This is a genomic window from Duffyella gerundensis (assembly GCF_001517405.1).
Lineage (GTDB): Bacteria > Pseudomonadota > Gammaproteobacteria > Enterobacterales > Enterobacteriaceae > Duffyella > Duffyella gerundensis.
Window position 1 is genome coordinate 3,394,678 of sequence record NZ_LN907827.1, and the last position, 22,182, is coordinate 3,416,859.

Consider the following 22,182-nt stretch of genomic DNA (forward strand, 5'->3'; position numbering starts at 1 on the left):
GCTTAAGGGCGGAAGCCACTACGATCAGACGAGGTTAGCAAAAACCTGTTCTACCGCGTACGCCCCCGGATCTTTCACCCCGTGCAGGCTCTCCTGATTAAGATACGATGAGCGACCCGCTTTCGCTGCGTTCATCTGCGTCGTGGCATCAGCGCCCTGCTTCGCCGCCTCTGCCGCTTCTTTCAGGCTTTTCCCTGCGACCAACGCTTCCAGTGCAGGCTGCAACGCGTCGACCAGCGTGCGATCGCCCGGCTGCGCGCCACCGTAATGTTTCATCTGCTCCAGCCCGGCCAGCAGCGCCTGCGGTAACTTTTCGCCCTGCTCAAGCTGTTGTCCGGCAGCGGTAAACAGAATCGACATCAACACGCCGCTTGAGCCGCCCATTACCGTGGCCAGCTGTTCGCCCACCAGCGCCAGCAGCGCTGCCGGTTGGTTCAGCGGCAAACGGTTCGCCTTCAGTTCCTGCTGCACCTTGCGCGCACCGGCCGCAAACGTGGAGCCGGTATCACCGTCACCCACTTTGGCATCGAGATCGTTAAGCGCCTTTTCCAGATCCACCAATGTCTGGCTGACGCTGCTCACCACCGCGCCCACCGCCGCGTTTTCTGATGGCGTGGCGTCCGGCAGACGCGCCACGCGCTCGCCTTTAATCGTCTGCGCCGCGCCAGCGACACGCAGCGGCTGCCAGCCACTGGTTTCTACCGGCGCCTGCAGCGCATCGAGAAAGTCCGCTTCCAGCTGCAGTGTGGTCAGCGAAAAGCCTTTCATATCCAGCGCGCTGACCAGCGTCGCCGGGCCGACCAGATGAGTAATGCGGTCGCCGAGCGCAGAGGCCATCACCTCGCGCGTCAGCACGCCCATCTCCAGCATGGAGAAGCCGCCGAGGTTATTGATCAGTAACAGCACCTTTTTCTCTGCTGGCAGGTTTTCCAGCAGTTTGCCGGTCATGGTGTCGACAATCTCACGGCTGTTCTGCGTCGGCAGCGTGCTGACGCCAGGCTCGCCGTGAATGCCCATGCCTAACTCGCTTTCGCCCGCCTTCACCCGCTCATCACGGTCTTCGCCCGGCAGATGGCAGGTGGCAAATGCCAGCCCGATGCTCGACGTGGCGTTGATGGCGCGATTGGCGATGGCCGTGACGTCGGTCAGCGATTTGCCCGCTTCTGCGGCGGCACCGGCGATTTTGTGAATCAGCGCCGTACCGGCAAGGCCACGTGGCTGCGGATTATCCGGCAGCGCGATATCATCTTTCACCATTACCAGCTCGACCTTGTAACCGAGGTTTTTCGCTTTTTCGGCCGCCAGGCCAAAGTTGAGGCGGTCGCCGGTGTAGTTTTTCACAATCAGCAGGCAGCCAGCCTCACCGGTGACGTTAATGATCGCGCTAAGTACCGCATCGACGCTGGGCGAAGCGAAAATATCGCCGCACACCGCCGCCGTCAGCATGCCTTTACCGACAAAACCAACGTGCGCGGGCTCATGACCGGATCCGCCGCCAGAAATCAGCGCGACCTTGTTCTTATCCCAGTCATTGCGTACCACAACGCGAATCTCTTCGCCCACCTCAAGCCGACTGAGGTTGGCCCACGGCGTGCTCAGCAGTGCGCCTTCGATCGCTTCATTAACCACGTGCTGTTTATCGTTGAAAAAAAACTGGCTCATAACATCCTCTCCGATGGTGTTGAGCGCGCCAGAAATGGCGGCAGAAAGGGTTAAATGTAGTTGATCGTGCGAGGTAAAGTGATGGATGAGTGCGCAAATGCGGGACGGCGTGCCGTCCCGGCCAGGGTTTATTTGAGGGCGATGCGCATCACGCTGTCAGGCGCGGTGGCTTCTTTTTTCGGCGAGCTGGCCTGTTTCACGCTGACATAGAGCGCCTGACCATCGGCCGACAGCGCCAGGCTGTTAGGCATACCCGGTGCGGTAATGGTCTGCAATACGTTGTAGTTGCGCGCATTAATAATGCTGACCGTGCCCGCTTTGCGGTGCGTGACATAAAGCTCCTGACGTTGCGGATTAAACAGTACCGCCAGCGATTCCGGCACGGCAATTTTGTGTACGACCTTGCCGCTGCGGGTGTCCACTACCAGCACCGCCGCCTGTTTTGAATCGGTGATAAAGGCACGATGGGTTGCGGTATCCAGGCTGATATTCAGGAAGAAATGCTCCTGGCCCTCCTCCAGCTTCTGCCGTTTCTCAACCGCGTTGGTACGCGTGTTGACGGTGATCAGTTCACCCTCGCCGTTGGTGACGTAGAGCTTCTGCGCCGCTGCATCCAGCGCCAGACCCGTGCCGCCCTTGCCGGTATCTGGCACGGTGCTGAGCAGCTGCATGGTTTTGCCATCCACCACCCACACCACGCTCGGCGCACCGACGCCGCTGATATAGACGCGGTTGGTGGCCGCATCGACCACCAGCTCACGCGGCTGCAGCGGCTTAACCTCTTTGGATCGTTTACGCGCATCCAGCACCAGCCGACCACGCACTTCACCGCTGCTGGCATCGATCGCGGTCACTGCACCTTCTACCGAGTTACCGACGTACAGCGTGTTGGTCTGCGGATTGATGGCGGCGCCAAAGGGTTTAAGATCGTTGTGGATAATCTGGGTAATCGCCAGCGTTTGTGGATCAAGGCGATAGACCACGCCGCCTTTATCGAGGCTGCGACTTTGCGACGTCGCCAGGAACAGCGCATTGTCGCTGCCGCTAAAAGCGAGCTCGTAAGCGCCCTTCGCCACCGGCTGATTCAGGGTTTCACCGGGCTGCGCTAACGCGGCCGTCGACAGTAATAAGGAAGCGAGCACCAGCGGACGTAGCGCCCACTGAGCTGTTTTTTGCACAGCGTTCATAACTTCTCCATGGCAAAAGCCGCTGCGGGATTGCAGCGCTGCTAATTAACTGACTCCATTGCAACCGCATCAAAGAGAAAAAATAACGACTTTTTTGAGAATAATAATCATTTAGGAGAGAGAATACCAGGGAATTGGGGATGGCGGTGGGGCACCGCCTGGGGAGTATGGCGGCGGCCATTTCGTTCTGCCTTGCAGGCGGGCTTTTAAGGTCAATGTCTTTAAGGTCAACGACCATTTCGTCTGCCTTACAGGCGGGCTTTTAAGGTCAATGTATTTAAGGTCAACGTCTTTAAGGTCAACGTCTTTAAGGTCAACGACCATTTCGTTCTGCCCTTCGGGCCGCCCGAGCAGGGGCGGCATGCGCCCCGCCCCTGCACCCCGGCTATCCGGCAAACACAACCGCCCGCCACCGGCGGGTTCCCTCAGCAAAACCCTTTTCCTGACGGACCGGACGCGATTCGCTCCCAGCTCAACGCGTCCTCTCGCCGCATCCCTGCGGCTCGCCCTGGAAAACGCTTTTGCCTCGGCGTTTGTGATGCCTCCTCAAGGTCAAAACCCTGATCAAAATCAAAAGATTAAGACCTGAATTCAAAAATAAACCCAAAACCAAAATCAAAAAATTTGAACTAGGTTTTGAACTAGGTTTTGACTTGGGTTTTGACCTTGAGGAGGCATCACAACTGCTGAGGAGGTGAACATTTTAGGATGTCCCGCCATGGATGGCGGGACAAGGGAGCGCTGAGCAGGAGCGAATCGCGAGCGGTCCGTGAAGAAATGTGAACCGACGAAGGTACCCGCCTGAGGCGGGCGGTTGTGTTTGCCGGATAGCGCGGGTGCAGGGCCGGGGCGACTGCCGGCCCTGCTCGGGCTGCCTTTAGGCAGAACGAAATGGCCTTTGACTTGGCCCTTGACCTGGCCCTTGACCTGGCTCTTAAAAAGGCCGCCTGCAAGGCAGAACAAAATGGCCGTTGACCTTAAAAAGCAGCCCGCTTTCGGGCAGAAACTCCCGCGCTTTCCGGCGCGCCTCCTACCGGAATACGCTGATCGCCTCTACCAGTCGGTTTGCCTGATGCGCCATGCGGCCTGATGCCTCGGCGCCTTCCTGCACGCGGGCGGCGTTTTGATGCGTAATATCATCCAGATCCTCTACCGCCTTGCTGACCTCACTCAGTGCGGTGGCCTGCTCGGCGGTGGCGCTGCTGATCTGCGCGATCAGCGTGGTCACGTTCTGCACCTGCGACACAATGCTCTGCATGGTGGTGCCCGCTTCATCGACGTGTGCGCTGCCCGATTTCACGCGCACCGCGCTGGTCTCTACCAGATGCTTGATCTCGCTGGCCGCTTTGGCGCTGCGCTGTGCCAGGCTGCGTACCTCACCCGCCACGACCGCAAAGCCTTTACCCTGCTCACCTGCCCGCGCCGCTTCTACCGCCGCGTTGAGTGCCAGAATGTTGGTCTGAAAAGCAATGCCGTCGATCACACTGGTAATATTAGCGATACGCTTTGAACTGTCATTAATTTCGGCCATCATGCCGACCATATCACTCATCACTTTGCCGCCGTTGAGCGCGGCGTCGCTGGTGGCCATCGACAGCTTGTTGACCTGCGCCGCGGTGTCGGTATTGCTCTTCACCGTGGCGGTCATTTCATTCATGGTGGCCGCGGTTTGCTGCACGTTAGCCGCCGCCTGTTCGGTACGGCGGCTCAGTTCGTTGTTGCTGCTGGCAATCGCGTCACTGGCGCTGAGCACGTTGATCGCCTGGCCGCTAACATCATCCACCAGCCAGCGGAACATCAATCCCAGTTGGCCAATCGCACGCAGCGTCATACCAATTTCATCCACCCGATCCAGTTGATCGACCTTGTGGCTTTCGCCAGTAGCAACGCGCAGCGCCTGCTGGCAAACGCGCTCCAGTGGCCGTGAAATCTGTTGCTCAAGCCAGGCGCTGACCAGCGCCAGCAGCAGCGCCATACCGGCGGCAAATATGCCCAGCGCGCCCGCCTGCAGACCCAGCAGCCAGCCGCCCAGCACGGTGGCAGGCAGCAGCGCGATCAGCGGGCTGCGAATGCGCCAGCGCAGCGGCAATGTTTTCAACAGGGAGAAAATCTGCGCCGGGCCGCGGCGCACAATCAGCCCTTTATGAAAGCGGCGGCCTTTGCTGCGGCCTTCGCGAAAATCACGGTATAACGCTTCGGTCTGTTTCACCTCTGCCGCGTTGGGTTTGGTGCGCACCGACATAAAGCCGTGCACCTTGCCGTCGCGCACCACAGGAATAGCGTTGGCGCGTACCCAATAGTGATCGCCATTCTTACGCCGGTTTTTAACCAGCGCGGTCCACGGCTCGCCCTGTTTCAGGGTCGCCCACATATCCGCAAAAGCTTCCGGCGGCATATCGGGATGGCGCACGAGATTATGCGGCTGGCCGTCGATCTCTTCCGCAGAAAAACCACTCGCCTCAATAAACGCATCGTTGGCGTAGGTAATGTGGCTGTTGAGATCGGTGGTGGACATCAGCGTGGCATGATCGTCAAACAGATACTCCTGCTGAGTGATCGGCTGGTTATTACGCATGGGATTCCTTGAAACAGCTGAGTGGTCAAATGACCAATAATAATTTTTTATGTTTTCGGCGAAGATGGTTGAAAGCTTTAGCGCACGGCTTTAATTTTCAGCGTGAAATAACGGATGCAGCGTGGTTTTAAGCGGAAAACGTGATGTAAGCACGGAGGGGAATAAGTTAACAATGTTAATTAATGGTGAGCGGCCTCCCTGCCGCTCTGTGCTCAGAACTGCCAGCGCACGCCAGCGTTGTAACGCCAGCCTTTGGCGCCGTTGCCATCCAGCTCATGGCGATAATCGACTTCAGTATAGAGTGATACCGCATTCTTAAACGTCACCGTGCCACCGGCACCCGCCTCCGCCATCTGACCAAACCCGCCGCTGCCAAAGGTATTGCCGAGCCTGTCGTTATCCGCCGCGCTTATCCGCGTTTTGGCATCTTTACCCCAGCCGCGATAGTAGTTGGCGCGCAGATAAGGCGTGTACTGGCGCAGGCTGTCATCGCTCCAGCTGCGATCCAGCCGCGCCCCCAGCCGACCAATAGTTTGGTTATAACGGTCATAGCTGACTTTGGTATTGGTTTTGTCGGTGAAGTTGCTCATATCAAGCTGCATGACCATCAGCTGCGCCTGCGGTTCCAGCCGCACGCCGTTGGCAAACAGCCACGGATAGCCGCCTTCCAGCGAAGCATTCCAGCCGTGACCTTTTATGTTGGCGACTTCACGCTGCTGCGCAATGTCAGTTTCACCGCGATGGCGATCGAATGAGAGCACACCATCCAGATAAAAGCCGTTGTTGCGCTGCCAGGTGCCGTAAAACGCCAGGCTGTCGCTGTCGAAGGTGGTGCTGCTGAAGCCATCTGCCGCATCCGGGCGCAAACGCGTGTTGCCGCGCGTAAAGGCCACGCCGCCACGCAGGCTATCCTGCTCACCGTCCAGCCGTATCAGATTGCCGCCAATCTGCACCGCGCTGTAATCGATATCCATGTCATAGCCAAAATCACGGAAGCTGCGATCGGTGTTGTAGGTCAGATTGGCCCCGATATAGCGCACAAACAGCTCGCCGCCGTCACCGGCTGGCAGCGTCTGCTGATGGCGCAGTTCGCCCAGACGCTTGTGCAGATCGTCAACGATGGCGGCGCTGTAATAGGCCAGCCCAACCGGTGCGGAAACATAGGCTGGCACCTGTGGGATCACCGCAATGCGCGCGTTGTCGCCCACGCTGAACGCGCCGTTACGCAGCACCGGTGCGCAGCTTTCCTCGCCCTGGCACACATAGCTGTTAGCCAGACGGTAATCCCAAAAGTTGCCGTCGGCCGCACCGCTAATCTGCCGCTGTGCGGCGTCGCTGTTGCCCGGCGAGAAGCTGTAGAGTTCATATTTCCACGGCCCGGCGGCGAGATAGCCATTGCGCAGGGCAAAACTGTCGCTGCGTGCGCTGCCCGCCACCTGCGCCAGCGTAATGCCTTCATCAGCATCGATAGCGCTGTTACGGTTGAGATCGGTGAGATTACCGGTGCTCGCCGCATTCAGTCGCACATCAAGCAACGTGGTGCCCTGGCTGGTATTACCGGCCACCAGCAGCTTATCGCTGAATTGATTAGCAACCGCGCCACCCGCATTAAGCCGCGTGGCGAGCTTCGCCTGGCCGCCCAGCGAATTAAGGTCGCCATTGATAGTCAGCCAGTTGCCGGGCACGCCGCTGCCGTTGGTGAGATCGATGATGCCGGCGTTGTTGACCGCCACGGAACGATCGCTGCCACCAGCAATAGTGGGATTAACGCCGTTGCCTGCATACAGCACCGAGTCACTGCCGATATTGACCACGCTGTGAGCAAGTTGCAGGTTGTCGGTCAGCGTCCAGGCACTGTTGTTAAAGTTGATGGTGCTCCAGCCACCGCCGAGGTTAACCCCTTTGTTGAGATCGTCAGTGACAAAAGAACCGCCGCGCCAGCTCACGTCGCTCAGGGTCAGCGTGTTGCCGGTGGCGCTGCCCGCGGTCAGATGGCGGGTTTTGCTGAGATCGACACCGCGGATATCGGCCACGTTGTTCACGTCATTGCCCATGGTCAGGCTGCCGTCAAGCACGCCGCCGGTCCACTGAAAACGGTCGCTGCCACCGCCGGGATTGATATCACCGCGAATCTCACCGCGGGTCAGCAGCACCACATCACTGGCGTTACTGCCCGCCACCGCCACGCTGTCCGGAGTGGCGGTAATAATGGTGCCAACGTTTTCAAACAGCGTCTGTCCGCCGCGCAAATCCACCACCGGCGATGTCAGGCTGGCAGAAGTAAAGGTACCGGAGTGAATGATGGTGCGCGCCGTGCTGGAGACCAGCGCTGAACCGCCGTCGCGGCTGTTGATATTCACCGTGGCAGCGCTGTTGATGGTGCCGGTGGTATTGGCGCGAATGCCGGTGCCGCCCGCGCCATCGACGTTGAACACATAGCCGGAACCCAGCGACAGATCGCCGCCGGTGACGCCGCCATCCGCGTTGGCGATGGTTAATCCGCTGCCACTGCCGCGGACATTAACGGTAACGGTTGATGCCGGATCAAAGGGCACTGCGGTGCGAATACCGCTGCCGTTTGTGACATCAATGGTGAGATTGTTCAGGCTCACCTGTTGCAGCCCGGCGCGATTCTCAATGCCGTTGCCGCTGCCGGTGACATGTAGCCTGGCGTCGCTGGCGGTAAAACCAGCCGCGCCATTATCCAGCAGCACGCCGTGCGCCGCGCCGCCGCTGGTAATTAGCGTGTCGCTGCCGGTCAGCGCCAGTTGCGCGCCGTTGCTGATACGCACCCCGGCGATGCCGCCGCCGACGTTGATGGTGCCGCCTTTAGCCAGCGTCGTGCCGCCGCCGCTGATATCCATGCCCGTGCCATTGGCAACATTGACCGTGCCGTCGTTAACCAGCGTACTGCCGGATCGCGTGCGGATGCCGATGGTATTGCTGCCGGTTAAATCGACCTGTCCGGTGTTGCGCAGCGTGGCGCCGTTGGCAATGTCAAAAGCGATAACGCCCGTTCCGCCGCCGCCGATCACCGCGTTGTTGATCACGCTGCTGGCCGCCGTGCTGCCATCAAGCGCGTTACTCAAATCGGTACGCAGATTATCGACCAGCACGCCGACGGCGCGTTCGCCATTGAGAATAAGCTGGCTGGCCGCATCCAGCGTGGCGCTGGCACCGCCTTCCACCCGCACGCCGTGACTGTCCGCGCCGTTAACCTGCAATCGGCTGTTGCCGCTGGCCAGCGTGCTGCCGTTGCCGGAGATAATCACGCCGGTGCTGCCGTCAGCGGCGGTCGTCAGCGTATTGGCGCTGCTGAAGCGTAGCGCCGCGCCATCATCAATACGATAGCCGGTTGAGCCCGCACTGGTGATGGTCAACGCATTGCTGGCGCTGTCGATCGCCGAATCGCGGCCTGCGGCGCGATAGGCGATCTGATCGCGGTTATTAAACTGCGGCGTTGACGCGGCTGAGACGTTGACGCGCCCACCGTTGATCGCCTCCGCCCCCAGCGCGCCGACGCCGTTAAGGTTAAAGCTGCCGCCGTTGAGGTTGGCTACGGCGCGCGCGCCGCTGGCCGTGACGCCGCGGCTGCGCGCCGCGCTACTGCCGCCGTTGACATTGATAACGCCGGTGTTGGTTGCCGTGGTAGTCAGCGCAGAGCCATTACTGTCGACGATGATGCCGCTGCCGCCGTTGCCGATCGAAATAGTGCCGCTGTTGGTGCCGCTGGCGCCGCTTTCCACGCGCAGACCGGTGGTGCCCGCACCGGTGAAGGCGATATTGCCGGTGTTGGTCAGGCTGGCGCGGTTGCGGGCGATATATCCCACAATGCCCTCCTGTGCGGAATCCAGCTCCGCCGCTGAACTCAGCGAGGTGGCGGCAGAGGGCGAGCCGCTGTTGCTGCCCGCCAGCGTGTGTTTTTGCCCGTCCGCCAGCGCGCCGATGGCGTTGCGGCCGTTGAGATCGATGCGGGTCGCCTGATCGATGATGCCGCTGGCTCCGCCTTCGATTATCACGCCGGTCGCACCGTTGCCGCTGACATTGATCTCTGCATTTTGCGTATTGATACGCGTGTCGCCCCCGCCGGTGCCGATAACGCCAACCGCGCCCTCGCCGGATACGCCAAGCGTCAGATCGCTGCCGTCAAAATCCGCGCCCTGCTCCAGCCGAAACAGCGTCGAGCCGCGAGTGGTGACGTCGAAAGCGTTGTTATCCGCCACGTTGATGTTTGCATTAGGTCCATAGGCGAAAAAGGCGATCTGATTGCTGCCCTGAGCAAAACGTGGCACCGCGTCGGGCGAAACGGTGACCGTGGCATTGCCGCGCGCGTGAACGCCAATCGCGCCGTCACCGCTCAGGTTGATGGCGCCATCCACTGTCGCCGCCGATTCGCCGCTGCCCTGGCCTTCCACCCAGATGCCAAAATTTCGCGTGCCGCTGCTGGGATCGGCGCCGCCCGCGACGTTGATCACCCCGGTTGAGCTCGCCTGTGAACGGTTGCCCGCAGTGGCGACCACTTTGATGCCGGTACCGTTCACACCGTTGAGATTGATGGTGCCGCTGTTCTCAATATTACCGCCGCTGTTCAACACCGACATGCCAATGTTTTCACGCGGGATACGGCTGGCGGCACCATTGACGTCGATCACGCCCTGATTTTGCAGCGTGGCCGCCGCCGCGCCGCTAACCGACATGCCCGCGCCGTTCTGTACCCGCGAGCCGAGCGTAATGGTGCCCTGATTGATCGCCACGCCATCAGCCACCAGCGCGATGCCGCTGGTCAGGCCGCTCTGATTTAGCGCCGTATCGGCCGCGCTGTCGCTGAGGGTATTTTGCGGGCCGCGGCCCAGATAGATATTGCCTGTGGCGCTATTGGTAAAGGTGGAACTGGCGCGGGTGAGCAGCACGCCTGAGGTGGTGCCGCGCGAGCTGGTGCTGGCAACGCCGACGTTGATGTTACCGCTGTTAGTGGCCTGGCCGTTGTCGCCAAGATTGATGGCCGCCACGCCATTGGGGGCGCTGCTGCCATTGGTCGCGAGGTTAACAATACCGGTGTTATCAAAGCGGCTGCCGCTGTTGACCGTCACCGCATCAGTGCCAAAGCTGGGCGCACCGTTAACCGTGCCCGCCGTGCTGTTAAGAAAGCCGCCGTTAATTACGCCATTGTTGATGCCGAGGCTGCTGTTATCCAGCACCAGCGCCGCGCCGCTGTTAAGAAAGGTGCCCCGGCTGGCCAGCGTGCCGTCGATAATCGCTTCCGCACCGTCGCTGGCATGAATGGCGCCGCCGGTGGCACCGGTAACCTCCAGCGTTTTACCCGCGGCCAGATTAATGCGTGAACCGGCGCCCGCGGCGTTAATCACCCTGCGCAAGCCGATGGGCTGCGTTACCTCATCGGGTGCCGTCGCGGAGACGTTATAAACAATCGTGCCGGTGCGGGTGGTCAGCGCCTTATTGAATTCGGTGAGATAGCTGTTTTTATCCAGAGAGCCTGCTTTCAGCTGGTCGATCAGCCAGTTGTTATACGCCTGTAACTGACTGGCGTTGGTCACGGTGAAGGTTGTGCTGCTGCCATCCAGCGTCTGCACGCTGAAGGTGCCGTTGTAGGTGGCAAGGCTGGTCACATCCCAGGACTGCTGCGCCACGCCGTTGACCAGCGCAGCGGCGCTACCGGTAAAATCGATGCGGTTGTTGGAATTCCAGTTGGCGACCCCGCCATCGGTGACATCAAACAGGGTGGTTTGCTTGGCGGCCATCTGCCAGCTGTTACTGGCGGCTGAAGCAGCGGCGTTGGGTTGACCAAGATTGATATCCAGCACACCGCCGTTGCCGATATTGGCCACGCGCGCGTCAATATATTGCTTATTGTTAACGTTCTGGATATCCGGCACCCGCGTTGCGCCGGTAACCGGGTCCAGCGCAATCAGCCTGGCGGAGTCGTAAACCTGGAAGGTGATCTGCCCGCCGGTCACCGGATCGGGCACCAGCACGGCGGCGTTCTGCGGGCCGGGATTCAGTCGATCCTGATTAAGATAATCACTGCCTGCGGCAATCACCACCTGGCCCAGCGTGGTATTGACGGCGCCGGTTTCACCTGGCGTAAAACGCGGGTTGCCTTCCAGCGTCTCGCTGCGGTTGATGACGTTGATCGCGCCAGCCTGCGCGTCGTTAGCCTCTGGCGTCCAGGCATCAATGGTTGCGGCGTGAGCATAAAAGGTGGAGCAAACGATAATCGGTGCCGCAAGCAGGGCCAACATCACGGGATTGGGTTTAAAACGCATACTTTCTCCGCTGAAAATCAGACTCTAATCTCTAAAAAAGAGGCGATCGGGTCAGGGCGCTTCACAACGTGAGAGAAGTCGCTTCCCAACCAGGCGTTACTTAACAACCTACAGATAAGCTCGGATGAATCAGGCAGGCGAAACGCGCTGCTGCCCGGTTGGAGTTAGGCGAGATAACACAAATACCCGTTCAGCGTAGGAAGTGAACGAACGTAGCGCAAAGCCGCATGGCGGGCGCTGTGTCATCGCAGGGGGGAGAAAAGGGAAATAAGAGGCCATGCATTAATAAAGGAAAAGATGGGGAGAGTTAACGCAGCGGCCAGCGTCTGTAAAAAGCCCAGTTGACGCTGGCCGTAAAAATCTGACATGGACCAATTGGCTAATATGTGACCGCCTTCACAGCCAGCTACACGCCATTCATCAGTGCTGCTAACCGGAAAAGTGCGTTGCGGCCTGCAGCGCCTGACGAATAAAACCCTTGTGTACCGCCAGCAGCGCCTGCGCCGCGGCGGCATTGAGATCGGCCAGCCGCATCAGAATCGCCGTTTTGCAATGCCCGCCGCAGGCGTCCAGCGCCGCGCGCGCCTCGTCAGCGCTACAGTCGCTGGCCTGCATCACAATATCTATCTGCCGCTGCACCAGCTTCTGATTGGTGGCTTCAACATCCACCATCAGGTTGCCGTAGACCTTGCCGCTGCGAATCATCGCGCCGGTGGTCAGCATATTCAGCACGAGCTTTTGCGCCGTTCCCGCTTTCATGCGGGACGAGCCGGTGATCACCTCCGGGCCGACCACCGGCGTCAGGGCGATCTGCGCCAGCTGCGCCATCGGGCTGTGCGGATTGCAGCTCAGCGCAGCGGTGACCGCGCCGGTGGCGTTAGCGTACTCCAGCGCACCCAGTACGTACGGCGTCCGGCCGCTGGCCGCGATGCCCACCAGCACGTCATGACGGCTGAAACCGATATCGATCAGATCCTGCGCGCCCTGCTGCTGATTATCTTCGGCGTTTTCCACCGCCTGTAAAATGGCCTGATGGCCGCCCGCAATCAACCCCACCACCTGCGAGCGCGGCGTACCAAACGTTGGCGGGCATTCGCTGGCATCCAGAATGCCCAGCCGCCCGGAAGTGCCGGCGCCGCAATAGATCAGTCGGCCACCCTGCGCAAAGGCGGCAACGATGGCATCCACCGCGCAGGCGATAGCAGGCAAAATCGCTTCTACCGCCAGCGCGACTTTTTTATCTTCCTGATTAATGACGGTCAGCATCTCCAGCGTGGAGAGGCGATCGATATCGGTGCTGGCGGCGTTACGCCCTTCGGTGGTTAGAGCAGAAAGGTCGATTTTCATCAGTGAAACTCCGGCATCAAAAGCGTTATATCAGCGTAAAGCTATTTTTATTCGGCGGCATCCGCAGGCATAAAAAAACCCGTCTGGCGACGGGTTTCGGAGAGGCTTACTTCGCGCCCTGCGTGCTGAGCTGCAGCTCGTAGTGCTGCGCCTGTTTCTGGTCGAACTGGTTTTCCCATTTGGCAATCACCAGCACCGCCAGCGCGTTGCCCACCACGTTGAGCGCGGTACGCGCCATATCCATGATGCGGTCAACACCGGCAATAAAGGCCAGGCCTTCCAGCGGAATACCCACGCTGCCCAGCGTGGCCAGCAGTACCACAAACGAAACGCCCGGTACGCCAGCGATGCCTTTCGAGGTCACCATCAGCGTCAATACCAGCACAATCTCATCGCCTAACGACAGGTCGATGCCGTACAGCTGGGCGATAAAGATGGCAGCGATGCTTTGATACAGCGTTGAGCCATCGAGATTAAACGAGTAGCCGGTCGGCACCACAAAGCTGGTGATCGCTTTTGGCGCGCCGTAGGCTTCCATCTTCTCCATGATGCGCGGCAGCACCGTTTCCGAACTGGAAGTGGAGTAAGAGAGGATCAGCTCATCTTTCAGGATGCGCATCAGCGTGGTAATACGCAGATTACAGATGCGCGCCACCGTACCCAGCACCACAAAGGCGAAGAACAGAATCGCCACGTATACCAGCAACACCAGCTTGGCCAGCGGCACCAGCGAGGCAAAACCGAAGTTGGCCACGGTGACGGAAATCAGTGCAAACACCCCGATCGGCGCATAGCGCATGATCATGTTGGTGACTTTGAACATGGTTTCCGAGGTTGAGCGGAACAGCTTCAGCAGCGGATCGCGATGCTCTGCGGGCAGCGATGATAATCCCAGGCCAAACAGCACCGAGAAGAAAATGATCGGCAGCATGTCGCCTTTGGCGATGGCGGCAAAAATGTTAGTTGGGATCAGCGACATGATGGTGATCACCAGGCTATGCGCCCCGCTCTGCACCTGTTCGGTTGTCGCTTCATATTTTGAGATATCCACCTTCGATAACGACGACATATCGATGCCGCTGCCAGGCTGGAACACGTTGGCGGCGGTAATACCGACTACGATCGCCACGGTGGTGATTACTTCAAAATAGAGAATGGTTTTCACACCAATCCGACCCAGCTTTTTCGCATCACCGACGCCAGCAATGCCGACAATCAGGGTGGAAATCACAATCGGGACCACAATCATCTTGATAAGATGAATAAAGATGTCGCCAGCTGGACTCAACACGTTGGTGATTAACCATTCGCGATCGTCCGGCTGATTATGCAGCACTGCACCCACGACAATACCCAGCGCCAGCGCAATCAAGATTTGCCAGGCAAGGCTAAGTTTAAAACCTTTCATAATGCTTCATTTCCTTAACAAAACCCCGGGTAGCTGATTTCAGGCAATAGCTTGAAGACGCAAGGGAAATGGGCAAAGGCCCGATAAAATCAGGGGTTATTGGTGATGGATGCCTGAACTTCAGGCGCGAGATAATTACCATTTTCGCCGCTAAAAATGCAACCCTTAGTCGAATCGCGATGTTTGTCACGTGGTAAGCAGTGAAATATCGCAATAAGTAATGAAAAGCCTAACTGGCTGTTATAAAAAGTAATAATTTGAGATTAATTAGCATAGATATGCATTTTTTTTCGTCACCCACTGCGAACCGTTTGCTGCTATTTTGCACAAACCCTTCTCGGTTTGCTGCCCGCTGAAGCGCTGCCTAACCTGGTCATTATTCGACGTTTTACCCGCTTCGCCATTGACGTGATCTGTCGCGCAAAAAAGAAACAAAGCTGTTAGCCCAGCTTTAATTAACCTTTGATTGACATATCATTAACATCTTCAAGGAGAGCAGCCATGAGCCAACATCATAAATATCCCGTACCCGCGAACATCGCGGAACATGCCCTGATCAATGCCGACCAGTATGCAGCGATGTACCAACACTCGGTGCAGGATCCCGATGCCTTCTGGGGTGAACAAGGAAAAATTCTCGACTGGATAACGCCCTTTACCCGCGTTAAAAACAGTTCATTTGCGCCGGGCAATATCTCTATTCGCTGGTACGAAGATGGCACGCTGAATCTGGCGGCCAACTGCCTCGATCGTCATCTTGCTCAGCATGGCGATCGCACCGCCATTATCTGGGAAGGCGATGATGCCAGCGAAAGCCGCAGCCTAAGTTATCGCGAGCTGCACGGCGACGTCTGTCGTTTTGCCAACGTGCTGGAAGCGGTGGGTATTCGTAAAGGCGATGTGGTCGCCATTTATATGCCCATGGTGCCGGAAGCGGCGGTGGCCATGCTCGCCTGCGCGCGTATTGGCGCGGTGCATACCGTGATTTTCGGCGGTTTCTCGCCGGAAGCGGTGGCGGGCCGCATTATCGACTGCGGCGCGAAGCTGGTGATCACCGCTGACGAAGGCGTACGCGCCGGTCGCGCCATCCCACTGAAGAAAAACGTCGATGAAGCGCTGAAAAACCCCGGCGTGACCACCATCAGCAACGTGATTGTGCTGCGCCGTACCGGCAATGCGGTGGCGTGGCAGGAGAACCGCGATCTCTGGTGGCACGATCAGGTTAACGGCGCCAGCGATCAACATCAGCCCGCCGAAGTGGGCGCGGAAGATCCGCTGTTTATCCTTTATACCTCTGGCTCCACCGGCAAGCCGAAAGGCGTGCTGCACAGCACCGGCGGCTATCTGGTTTATGCGGCGACCACCTTTAAATACGTTTTCGATCATCAGCCTGACGATATCTACTGGTGTACCGCCGACGTTGGCTGGATCACCGGCCACAGCTATCTGCTTTACGGACCGCTGGCGTGCGGTGCAACCACGCTGATGTTTGAAGGCGTGCCCAACTGGCCGAAACCGAGCCGCATGGCGGAAGTGGTTGATAAACATAAGGTGACGCTGCTTTATACCGCGCCGACCGCGATTCGTGCCCTGATGGCCGAAGGCGATAAGGCGATCGCCGGCACCCAACGCTCCACGCTGCGTATCATGGGATCGGTAGGCGAACCGATTAACCCGGAAGCCTGGGAATGGTATTACCAGAAGATTGGCGACAGCCGCTGTCCGATCGTCGATACCTGGTGGCAAACCGAAACCGGCGGCTTCATGATCACGCCGCTGCCGGGTGCTACCGAACTGAAGCCTGGCTCCGCCACCCGACCTTTCTTTGGCGTTCAGCCTGCGTTAGTGGATAACGAAGGCGTGCCGCAGGAAGGCGCCTGCGAAGGCAACCTGGTGATTACCGACTCCTGGCCAGGCCAGGCGCGCACGCTGTTTGGCGATCACGATCGCTTTGAACAGACCTACTTCTCCACTTTTAAAAACATGTACTTCAGCGGTGACGGCGCACGCCGTGACGAAGATGGCTATTACTGGATCACCGGCCGTGTGGATGACGTGCTGAACGTTTCCGGCCACCGTCTGGGTACGGCGGAGATCGAGTCGGCACTGGTGTCGCACCCTAAAATTGCTGAAGCCGCAGTGGTCGGCATTCCGCACGGCATCAAAGGCCAGGCGATTTACGCCTACATCACGCTGAACCACGGCGAAGAACCGTCGCCGGAGCTCTACACCGAGGTGCGCAACTGGGTGCGCAAAGAGATTGGCCCAATCGCCACGCCGGATGTGCTGCACTGGACCGATTCGCTGCCAAAAACCCGCTCGGGCAAAATTATGCGCCGCATTCTGCGCAAAATCGCCGCGGGCGATACCAGCAACTTTGGTGATACCTCCACGCTGGCCGATCCGGCCGTGGTTGAAAAACTGCTGGAAGAGAAGCAGTCGATCAAAATGCCGTAACCGCGGCGTCCTGTCTTTTTTCGTCCCACCCTCCTCTCCCGCAAGGGAGAGGAAGCAAAACAGGAGATGTGCTGAGCACGTGTTTTGTTGTCAGGTTACTCACTAAAAAAATTTATAAAAAAAGGGCGTCAGGCACTGTTTGTGGTCAGCCTGCGCGCCCGATCCCCCTTACCTCTGGAGAGTGTGTGATGATCAACAACATCTATCAACAGGTAGAAAGCAGCCCCCGCTTTCAGGAGCTGGTGCGCAAGCGGCAGGCCTTCGCGCTGGTGCTGACCGTCATTATGCTGGTGTTGTACGTCGGCTTTATCCTGCTTATCGCCTTTGCCCCCGGCTGGCTCGGCACGCCGCTGCATGCCGGAACCAGCGTGACACGCGGCATTCCGCTGGGCGTCGGCCTGATTGTGATTTCGTTTCTGCTTACCGGCGTCTATGTCTGGCGCGCCAACGGCGAATTCGATCGCCTGACCAAAGAGATCGTGCGCGAGGTGCAGCCATGAAGATGTTTGCTCGGGTTCTGGCGGCGCTGGGCGCGCTGCCTTTGGGTGCGCAGGCGGCGGATGCCATCAGCGGTGCGGTTGAGCGTCAGCCGACCAACTGGCAGGCGATCATTATGTTTCTGGTGTTCGTCGGCGCGACGCTCGGCATCACCTGGTGGGCGTCCAAACGCACCCGCTCACGCAGCGATTACTACACCGCTGGCGGCAATATTACCGGCTTTCAGAATGGACTGGCGATCGCCGGTGACTTCATGTCCGCCGCGTCGTTTCTGGGTATTTCCGCGCTGGTTTATACCTCGGGCTACGATGGCCTGATCTATTCACTGGGCTTTCTGGTGGGCTGGCCGATCATTCTGTTTCTGATCGCAGAGCGTCTGCGTAACCTCGGCCGCTACACCTTTGCCGATGTCGCTTCCTATCGTTTAAAACAGAAACCGATTCGCACCCTGTCCGCCTGCGGCTCGCTGGTGGTAGTGGCGCTTTACCTGATCGCACAGATGGTTGGTGCCGGTAAGCTGATTCAGCTGCTGTTCGGCCTCAACTACCACGTTGCGGTAGTGCTGGTGGGCATTTTGATGGTGCTCTACGTGCTGTTTGGCGGCATGCTGGCCACCACCTGGGTGCAGATTATCAAAGCGGTACTGCTGCTGTTTGGCGCCTCGTTTATGGCCATTATGGTGATGAAAACGGTGGGCTTCAGCTTCAATAACCTGTTCAGCCAGGCGATGGCGGTGCATCCCAAAGGCGCGGCGATCATGAGCCCTGGCGGGCTGGTGAAAGATCCGATCTCGGCGCTGTCGTTGGGCCTCGGTTTGATGTTTGGTACCGCAGGCCTGCCGCATATCCTGATGCGTTTCTTTACCGTCAGCGATGCTCGCGAAGCGCGTAAAAGCGTGTTCTGGGCCACCGGCTTTATGGGTTACTTCTACTTCCTGACCTTTATTATCGGCTTCGGTGCCATTCTGTTGGTGGGGGCTAACCCGGCGTTTAAAGATGCCGCTGGCGCGCTCATTGGCGGCAACAATATGGCGGCGGTGCATCTGGCCGATGCCGTTGGCGGCAGTACCTTCCTCGGCTTTATCTCCGCTGTGGCCTTTGCCACCATTCTGGCGGTGGTTGCCGGTCTGACGCTGGCCGGTGCCTCGGCGGTGTCGCATGACCTTTACGCCAGCGTCTATCGCAAAGGAGAAGCGAGTGAGAAGGATGAGCTGCGGGTGTCGAAGATTACCGTGCTGATCCTCGGCGTGGTGGCTATCGCGCTGGGCATTTTGTTCGAGAAACAGAACATCGCCTTTATGGTGGGTTTGGCGTTCTCCATCGCCGCCAGCTGTAACTTCCCGATTATCCTGCTGTCGATGTACTGGTCGAAGCTGACCACGCGTGGCGCGATGATTGGCGGCTGGGCTGGCCTGCTGACCGCGGTGATCCTGATGATTCTGGGCCCGACCGTCTGGGTACAGGTTCTCGGTCACAGCGCACCGGTTTTCCCTTACGAATATCCGGCGCTGTTCTCGATGCTGGTGGCGTTTATCGGCATCTGGTTCTTCTCCACCACCGATACGTCTGCGTCTGGCCATCAGGAACGCATGCTGTTCCGCGATCAGTTTGTGCGTTCACAAACCGGTATTGGTATCGATCAGGGCAAGTCCCACTAAACAAAAAAGGCGCCCCGCAGGGCGCCTTTTTTTTCAGCATGAACTCAGAAACGCAGCGAAGCGCCAACATAAGGACCGTCAGCAATGACGTTGTCTTTGCGGCCATCTTTGTTATTCAGCTCAATATACTGATAACCGACGCGCACGTTCAGCAGCGAGATTGGCGTAAAGCTCAGGCCACCGCTGGCCTGCTGATAGCTGTCGATACGATCGGCAAACGCATCTGGCGCATAATAATATTCGCCATACAGGCCAAACATATCGCTGAAGGTGTAGCTTGCACCAGCACCGACCGCCACCGCAAAGCCATCTTTGCCATTTTCCGGATGGGTGTACATCGCTTTGGCCGTTGGCGATACACGCAGCGGACCTGCATCAATGTTATAGCCCAGACCGAGGCCCGATAAACTGCCATCGTGATCGCTACGCAACCAGTTGCCGTTCAGGAACAGGCCCGGTGAGTTGGTGCCCAGACCGACGTTCAGGTTAGTGTAATGCTTGCCCACATCAACGCTGCCTTCAATCGCCTGGGCTGAACCCGCCAGCACCATCATCGCCAGACCACTGCTCAAAAGTACTTTTTTATTCATCGCCAGACTCCGTTTTAAGGCTTTTTTTGGAGCGCGCAGAATAGCGGTGAGAAAAGTGAGACACAATGTATAAGTCGTTACTTTACATTAATGATGCACCGCTATTCTGCCAAAAAGGTAAGCGCTCACTACTTCATGGCCTCAGAACAAATAGCGCGCGCCGATAAACCAGCCGTCAGCCAGGCTGCGATCGGGCTGAATATTTTGCCCATCCAGCTTTACAGCACGGTAGCCCACCTGCATCTGCAGCGACGGCATCAGCGCGGTCCCCACACCCAGCCGCATATCCTGATAGCCGTGCATACGTAACGTCAGCGTATCCGGTGCGTAATGATAATCCGCGAACAGCCACACCGTTCGTAACACCGGCCAGACGATGCTAGCGCCAGGGCTTAACGCATAGCCCGCATCCTGACCGGAGAACGCGACGTAGCTGGTGCGCATCGAAGGAATAACATAGAAAGGCCTGATGGCGAACAGATAGCCCGCCTGCAAGTTAGCGGTATAGAGTACGTCACTTTCGCGCGGTAAAAGCCATTCGCCACCGAGCATCAGGCGATCGCCCTCTGTGATCGTGGTGTGCGCATTCAGGCCGGTGAAGGAGCGTCCGGCATCAACGCCGAGCGAAACGGCCTGCGCCTGCAACGTCAACAGCAGCGCCATAAGGGTAAAAAGTGATTTCATCACATCATTCCTTATCATGGTTGAGGAATGACGAGAGTAGGATTGGCGACGGGAGTGACTCTATAAGGTTTGGCTCAATCGGGGGATGAAAAAGCCAAAAAAAGCCGGGCGCGCAGGCCCGGCTTGACGAGGATTACTCTTCTTTATCGATCAGTACCGCTTCCAGCAGATCGAGATCGCGCAGCAGTTTCTGCATGGTCTCGTTGGAAATCTGCTGAGTGGCACGCAGGTGATAAACTTCCCCGCGCTCGGCGCGCAGCGCGTTAAGCCGGAAACGCCGCTCCAGATTTTCAGCCAGAATCGATTTCTCGAGGTTCTCTTTGCCATCCAGACGGCGACGCAGATTACCCGCCACGCGCGAGCCGACCTCTTTCACCAGCTCTTCATCGAGATTTTCTTCGCTGTCCTTCATCAGCCGCTCTTCCATCTTGTGCAGGCTCTCGATCGCCACGCCAGCCATAATGGCGCGGGCGTTCTGAATTTCGTGACGATGACCGGCATGATCGACGCCGTCGATACCGCGCAGCAGCATCGGCAGCAGGATCACGCCAATCAGCAGCGAAAACAGAATCACGCCGGTGGCGATGAAGATCAGCTCATAACGGGCCGGGAAGGGCTCGCCGCTGGAGAGCAGCAGCGGAATAGAGAGCACACCCGCTAGCGTAATCGCACCGCGGACGCCCGCAAAGGTGGCGATCAGCAGTTCGCGCATTGAGTAGTTGCCGAACTCCAGCGGGCGCTTTTTCAGCAGACGGCGGCTGAAGCGCTGCATGATCCACAGCCAGCTAAAACGCACGCCCATCAGCGCCAGATAGACCAGACCGATATCGGCAAACAGCATCCACAGCTCGACGTTGGGATCGGCGTTGGCCTGCTCAACCGAGGTTTGCAGAATATCGGGCAGCTGCAAACCGAGCATCAGGAACACCATGCCGTTAAAGACAAACTCCAGCATCTGCCAGACGCTGTTTGCGCGCAGACGCATCGCCAGCGGTGCCTGGCGAATAATGCCGGAACGGGTAATGGTCATGCCCGCCGCAACCGCTGCGAGGATACCGGATACGCCCAGATGTTCGGCGATCAGGTAAGAGGCAAACGGCAGCAGCAGCAGCAGCACGGTTTGCGTTGCCGGATCGTCACCGCTCCAGCGGCTCAGCAGGCGCAGCGAACGGCCATAGAGCCAGCAAATCGCCACACCGGCCACCAGCCCGCCGATGGCGACCTTCAGGAACTCAATGCTGGCGCCTGACCAGGTAAACACCATGGTGCCCATCGCAACTGCCACGGCGAATTTCAGCGATACCAGGCCTGATGCGTCGTTCATCAACGCTTCACCCTGCACAATCGACATGATTTTTTTCGGAATGCGGCCTTCGCCCACAATGCCCGAGAGCGCGACGGCATCGGTAGGTGACAGCACCGCCGCCAGCGCAAAGGCCGGAATCAGCGGAATGCCCGGCACCATCCAGTAAATCAGGTAGCCAATACCAATCACCGTAATCAGCACCAGCACCAGCGCTAATCCGAGGATCTCGCGGCCATGATGCAGAAACTCGCTGATCGGCGTTTTCCAGCCGTCGGCAAACAGCAGCGGCGGAATAAACAACACCAAAAACAGTTCAGGGTCGAAATCGACGTGCAGGCCAAAGGTCGGCCATGCCAGCAGCGCACCGGCGGCAATCTGCACCAGCGGCAGCGGTATCTGAAAAGGAATAATGCGAGCCGCAACGCCGGAAAGCGATACCACCAGCGTCATCATTAAAATAGTAAAAAAGATTTCCATGCTGTCCTTAAAGCCTCTTCTTACGCAGGCGTGGAATAACGTTCGGGGAG

The 22,182-nt window shown here is 58.4% G+C and carries 12 protein-coding genes; 3 read left to right on the forward strand and 9 right to left on the reverse strand.

What is annotated here, in order from left to right; all coding sequences use genetic code 11:
- Window positions 1-24 precede the first annotated feature (24 nt).
- The 6 genes from EM595_RS15595 to gltP all read right to left on the reverse strand — a co-directional run bounded on the left by EM595_RS15595 (window position 25) and on the right by gltP (window position 14,463).
- Window positions 25-1,662 carry a dihydroxyacetone kinase subunit DhaK gene (locus EM595_RS15595; protein ID WP_067434138.1) on the reverse strand — a complete coding sequence of 546 codons (1,638 nt, stop codon included), beginning with the start codon at window positions 1,660-1,662 and terminating at the stop codon, window positions 25-27.
- 128 nt (window positions 1,663-1,790) lie between these two features.
- On the reverse strand, window positions 1,791-2,849 hold the full coding sequence (yncE, locus tag EM595_RS15600) for a 7-bladed beta-propeller protein YncE (RefSeq protein WP_067434140.1): 1,059 nt from the start codon (window positions 2,847-2,849) through the stop codon (window positions 1,791-1,793).
- A gap of 1,030 nt (window positions 2,850-3,879) precedes the next feature.
- Entirely contained in the window at window positions 3,880-5,424 is a 1,545-nt protein-coding gene (locus EM595_RS15610; RefSeq protein ID WP_067434146.1) for a methyl-accepting chemotaxis protein, read from the reverse strand.
- 212 nt (window positions 5,425-5,636) lie between these two features.
- Complete coding sequence (locus tag EM595_RS15615) at window positions 5,637-11,708, reverse strand: autotransporter outer membrane beta-barrel domain-containing protein (protein ID WP_067434149.1); 6,072 nt, start codon at window positions 11,706-11,708, stop codon at window positions 5,637-5,639.
- A 429-nt stretch (window positions 11,709-12,137) separates the two neighbouring features.
- Entirely contained in the window at window positions 12,138-13,055 is a 918-nt protein-coding gene (gene murQ / locus EM595_RS15620; RefSeq protein ID WP_067434153.1) for an N-acetylmuramic acid 6-phosphate etherase, read from the reverse strand.
- Between the two features lie 106 nt (window positions 13,056-13,161).
- A complete protein-coding gene (gene gltP, locus EM595_RS15625) occupies window positions 13,162-14,463 on the reverse strand; it encodes a glutamate/aspartate:proton symporter GltP (RefSeq protein ID WP_067434156.1) in 1,302 nt (433 codons plus the stop codon).
- A gap of 501 nt (window positions 14,464-14,964) precedes the next feature.
- Here gltP and acs point away from each other — a divergent pair.
- The 3 genes from acs (at window position 14,965) to actP (ending at window position 19,075) form a co-directional block, all read left to right on the forward strand.
- Window positions 14,965-16,920 (forward strand): acetate--CoA ligase, encoded by a 1,956-nt coding sequence (gene acs, locus EM595_RS15630; RefSeq protein WP_067434159.1) that lies wholly within the window; start codon window positions 14,965-14,967, stop codon window positions 16,918-16,920.
- 188 nt (window positions 16,921-17,108) lie between these two features.
- Window positions 17,109-17,420: a DUF485 domain-containing protein gene (locus EM595_RS15635; RefSeq protein WP_067434162.1), complete on the forward strand. Its 312-nt coding sequence runs from the start codon at window positions 17,109-17,111 to the stop codon at window positions 17,418-17,420.
- Between the two features lie 2 nt (window positions 17,421-17,422).
- On the forward strand, window positions 17,423-19,075 hold the full coding sequence (actP, locus tag EM595_RS15640; protein WP_067435564.1) for a cation/acetate symporter ActP: 1,653 nt from the start codon (window positions 17,423-17,425) through the stop codon (window positions 19,073-19,075).
- A gap of 44 nt (window positions 19,076-19,119) precedes the next feature.
- Here the strand turns inward: actP and EM595_RS15645 are convergent, their stop codons facing one another.
- The 3 genes from EM595_RS15645 to EM595_RS15655 all read right to left on the reverse strand — a co-directional run bounded on the left by EM595_RS15645 (window position 19,120) and on the right by EM595_RS15655 (window position 22,132).
- Window positions 19,120-19,665 (reverse strand): YfaZ family outer membrane protein, encoded by a 546-nt coding sequence (locus EM595_RS15645; protein WP_067434166.1) that lies wholly within the window; start codon window positions 19,663-19,665, stop codon window positions 19,120-19,122.
- A 141-nt stretch (window positions 19,666-19,806) separates the two neighbouring features.
- A complete protein-coding gene (locus tag EM595_RS15650; protein WP_067434168.1) occupies window positions 19,807-20,349 on the reverse strand; it encodes a YfaZ family outer membrane protein in 543 nt (180 codons plus the stop codon).
- A 133-nt stretch (window positions 20,350-20,482) separates the two neighbouring features.
- A complete protein-coding gene (locus tag EM595_RS15655; RefSeq protein WP_067434170.1) occupies window positions 20,483-22,132 on the reverse strand; it encodes a Na+/H+ antiporter in 1,650 nt (549 codons plus the stop codon).
- Between the last annotated feature and the right edge of the window lie 50 nt (window positions 22,133-22,182).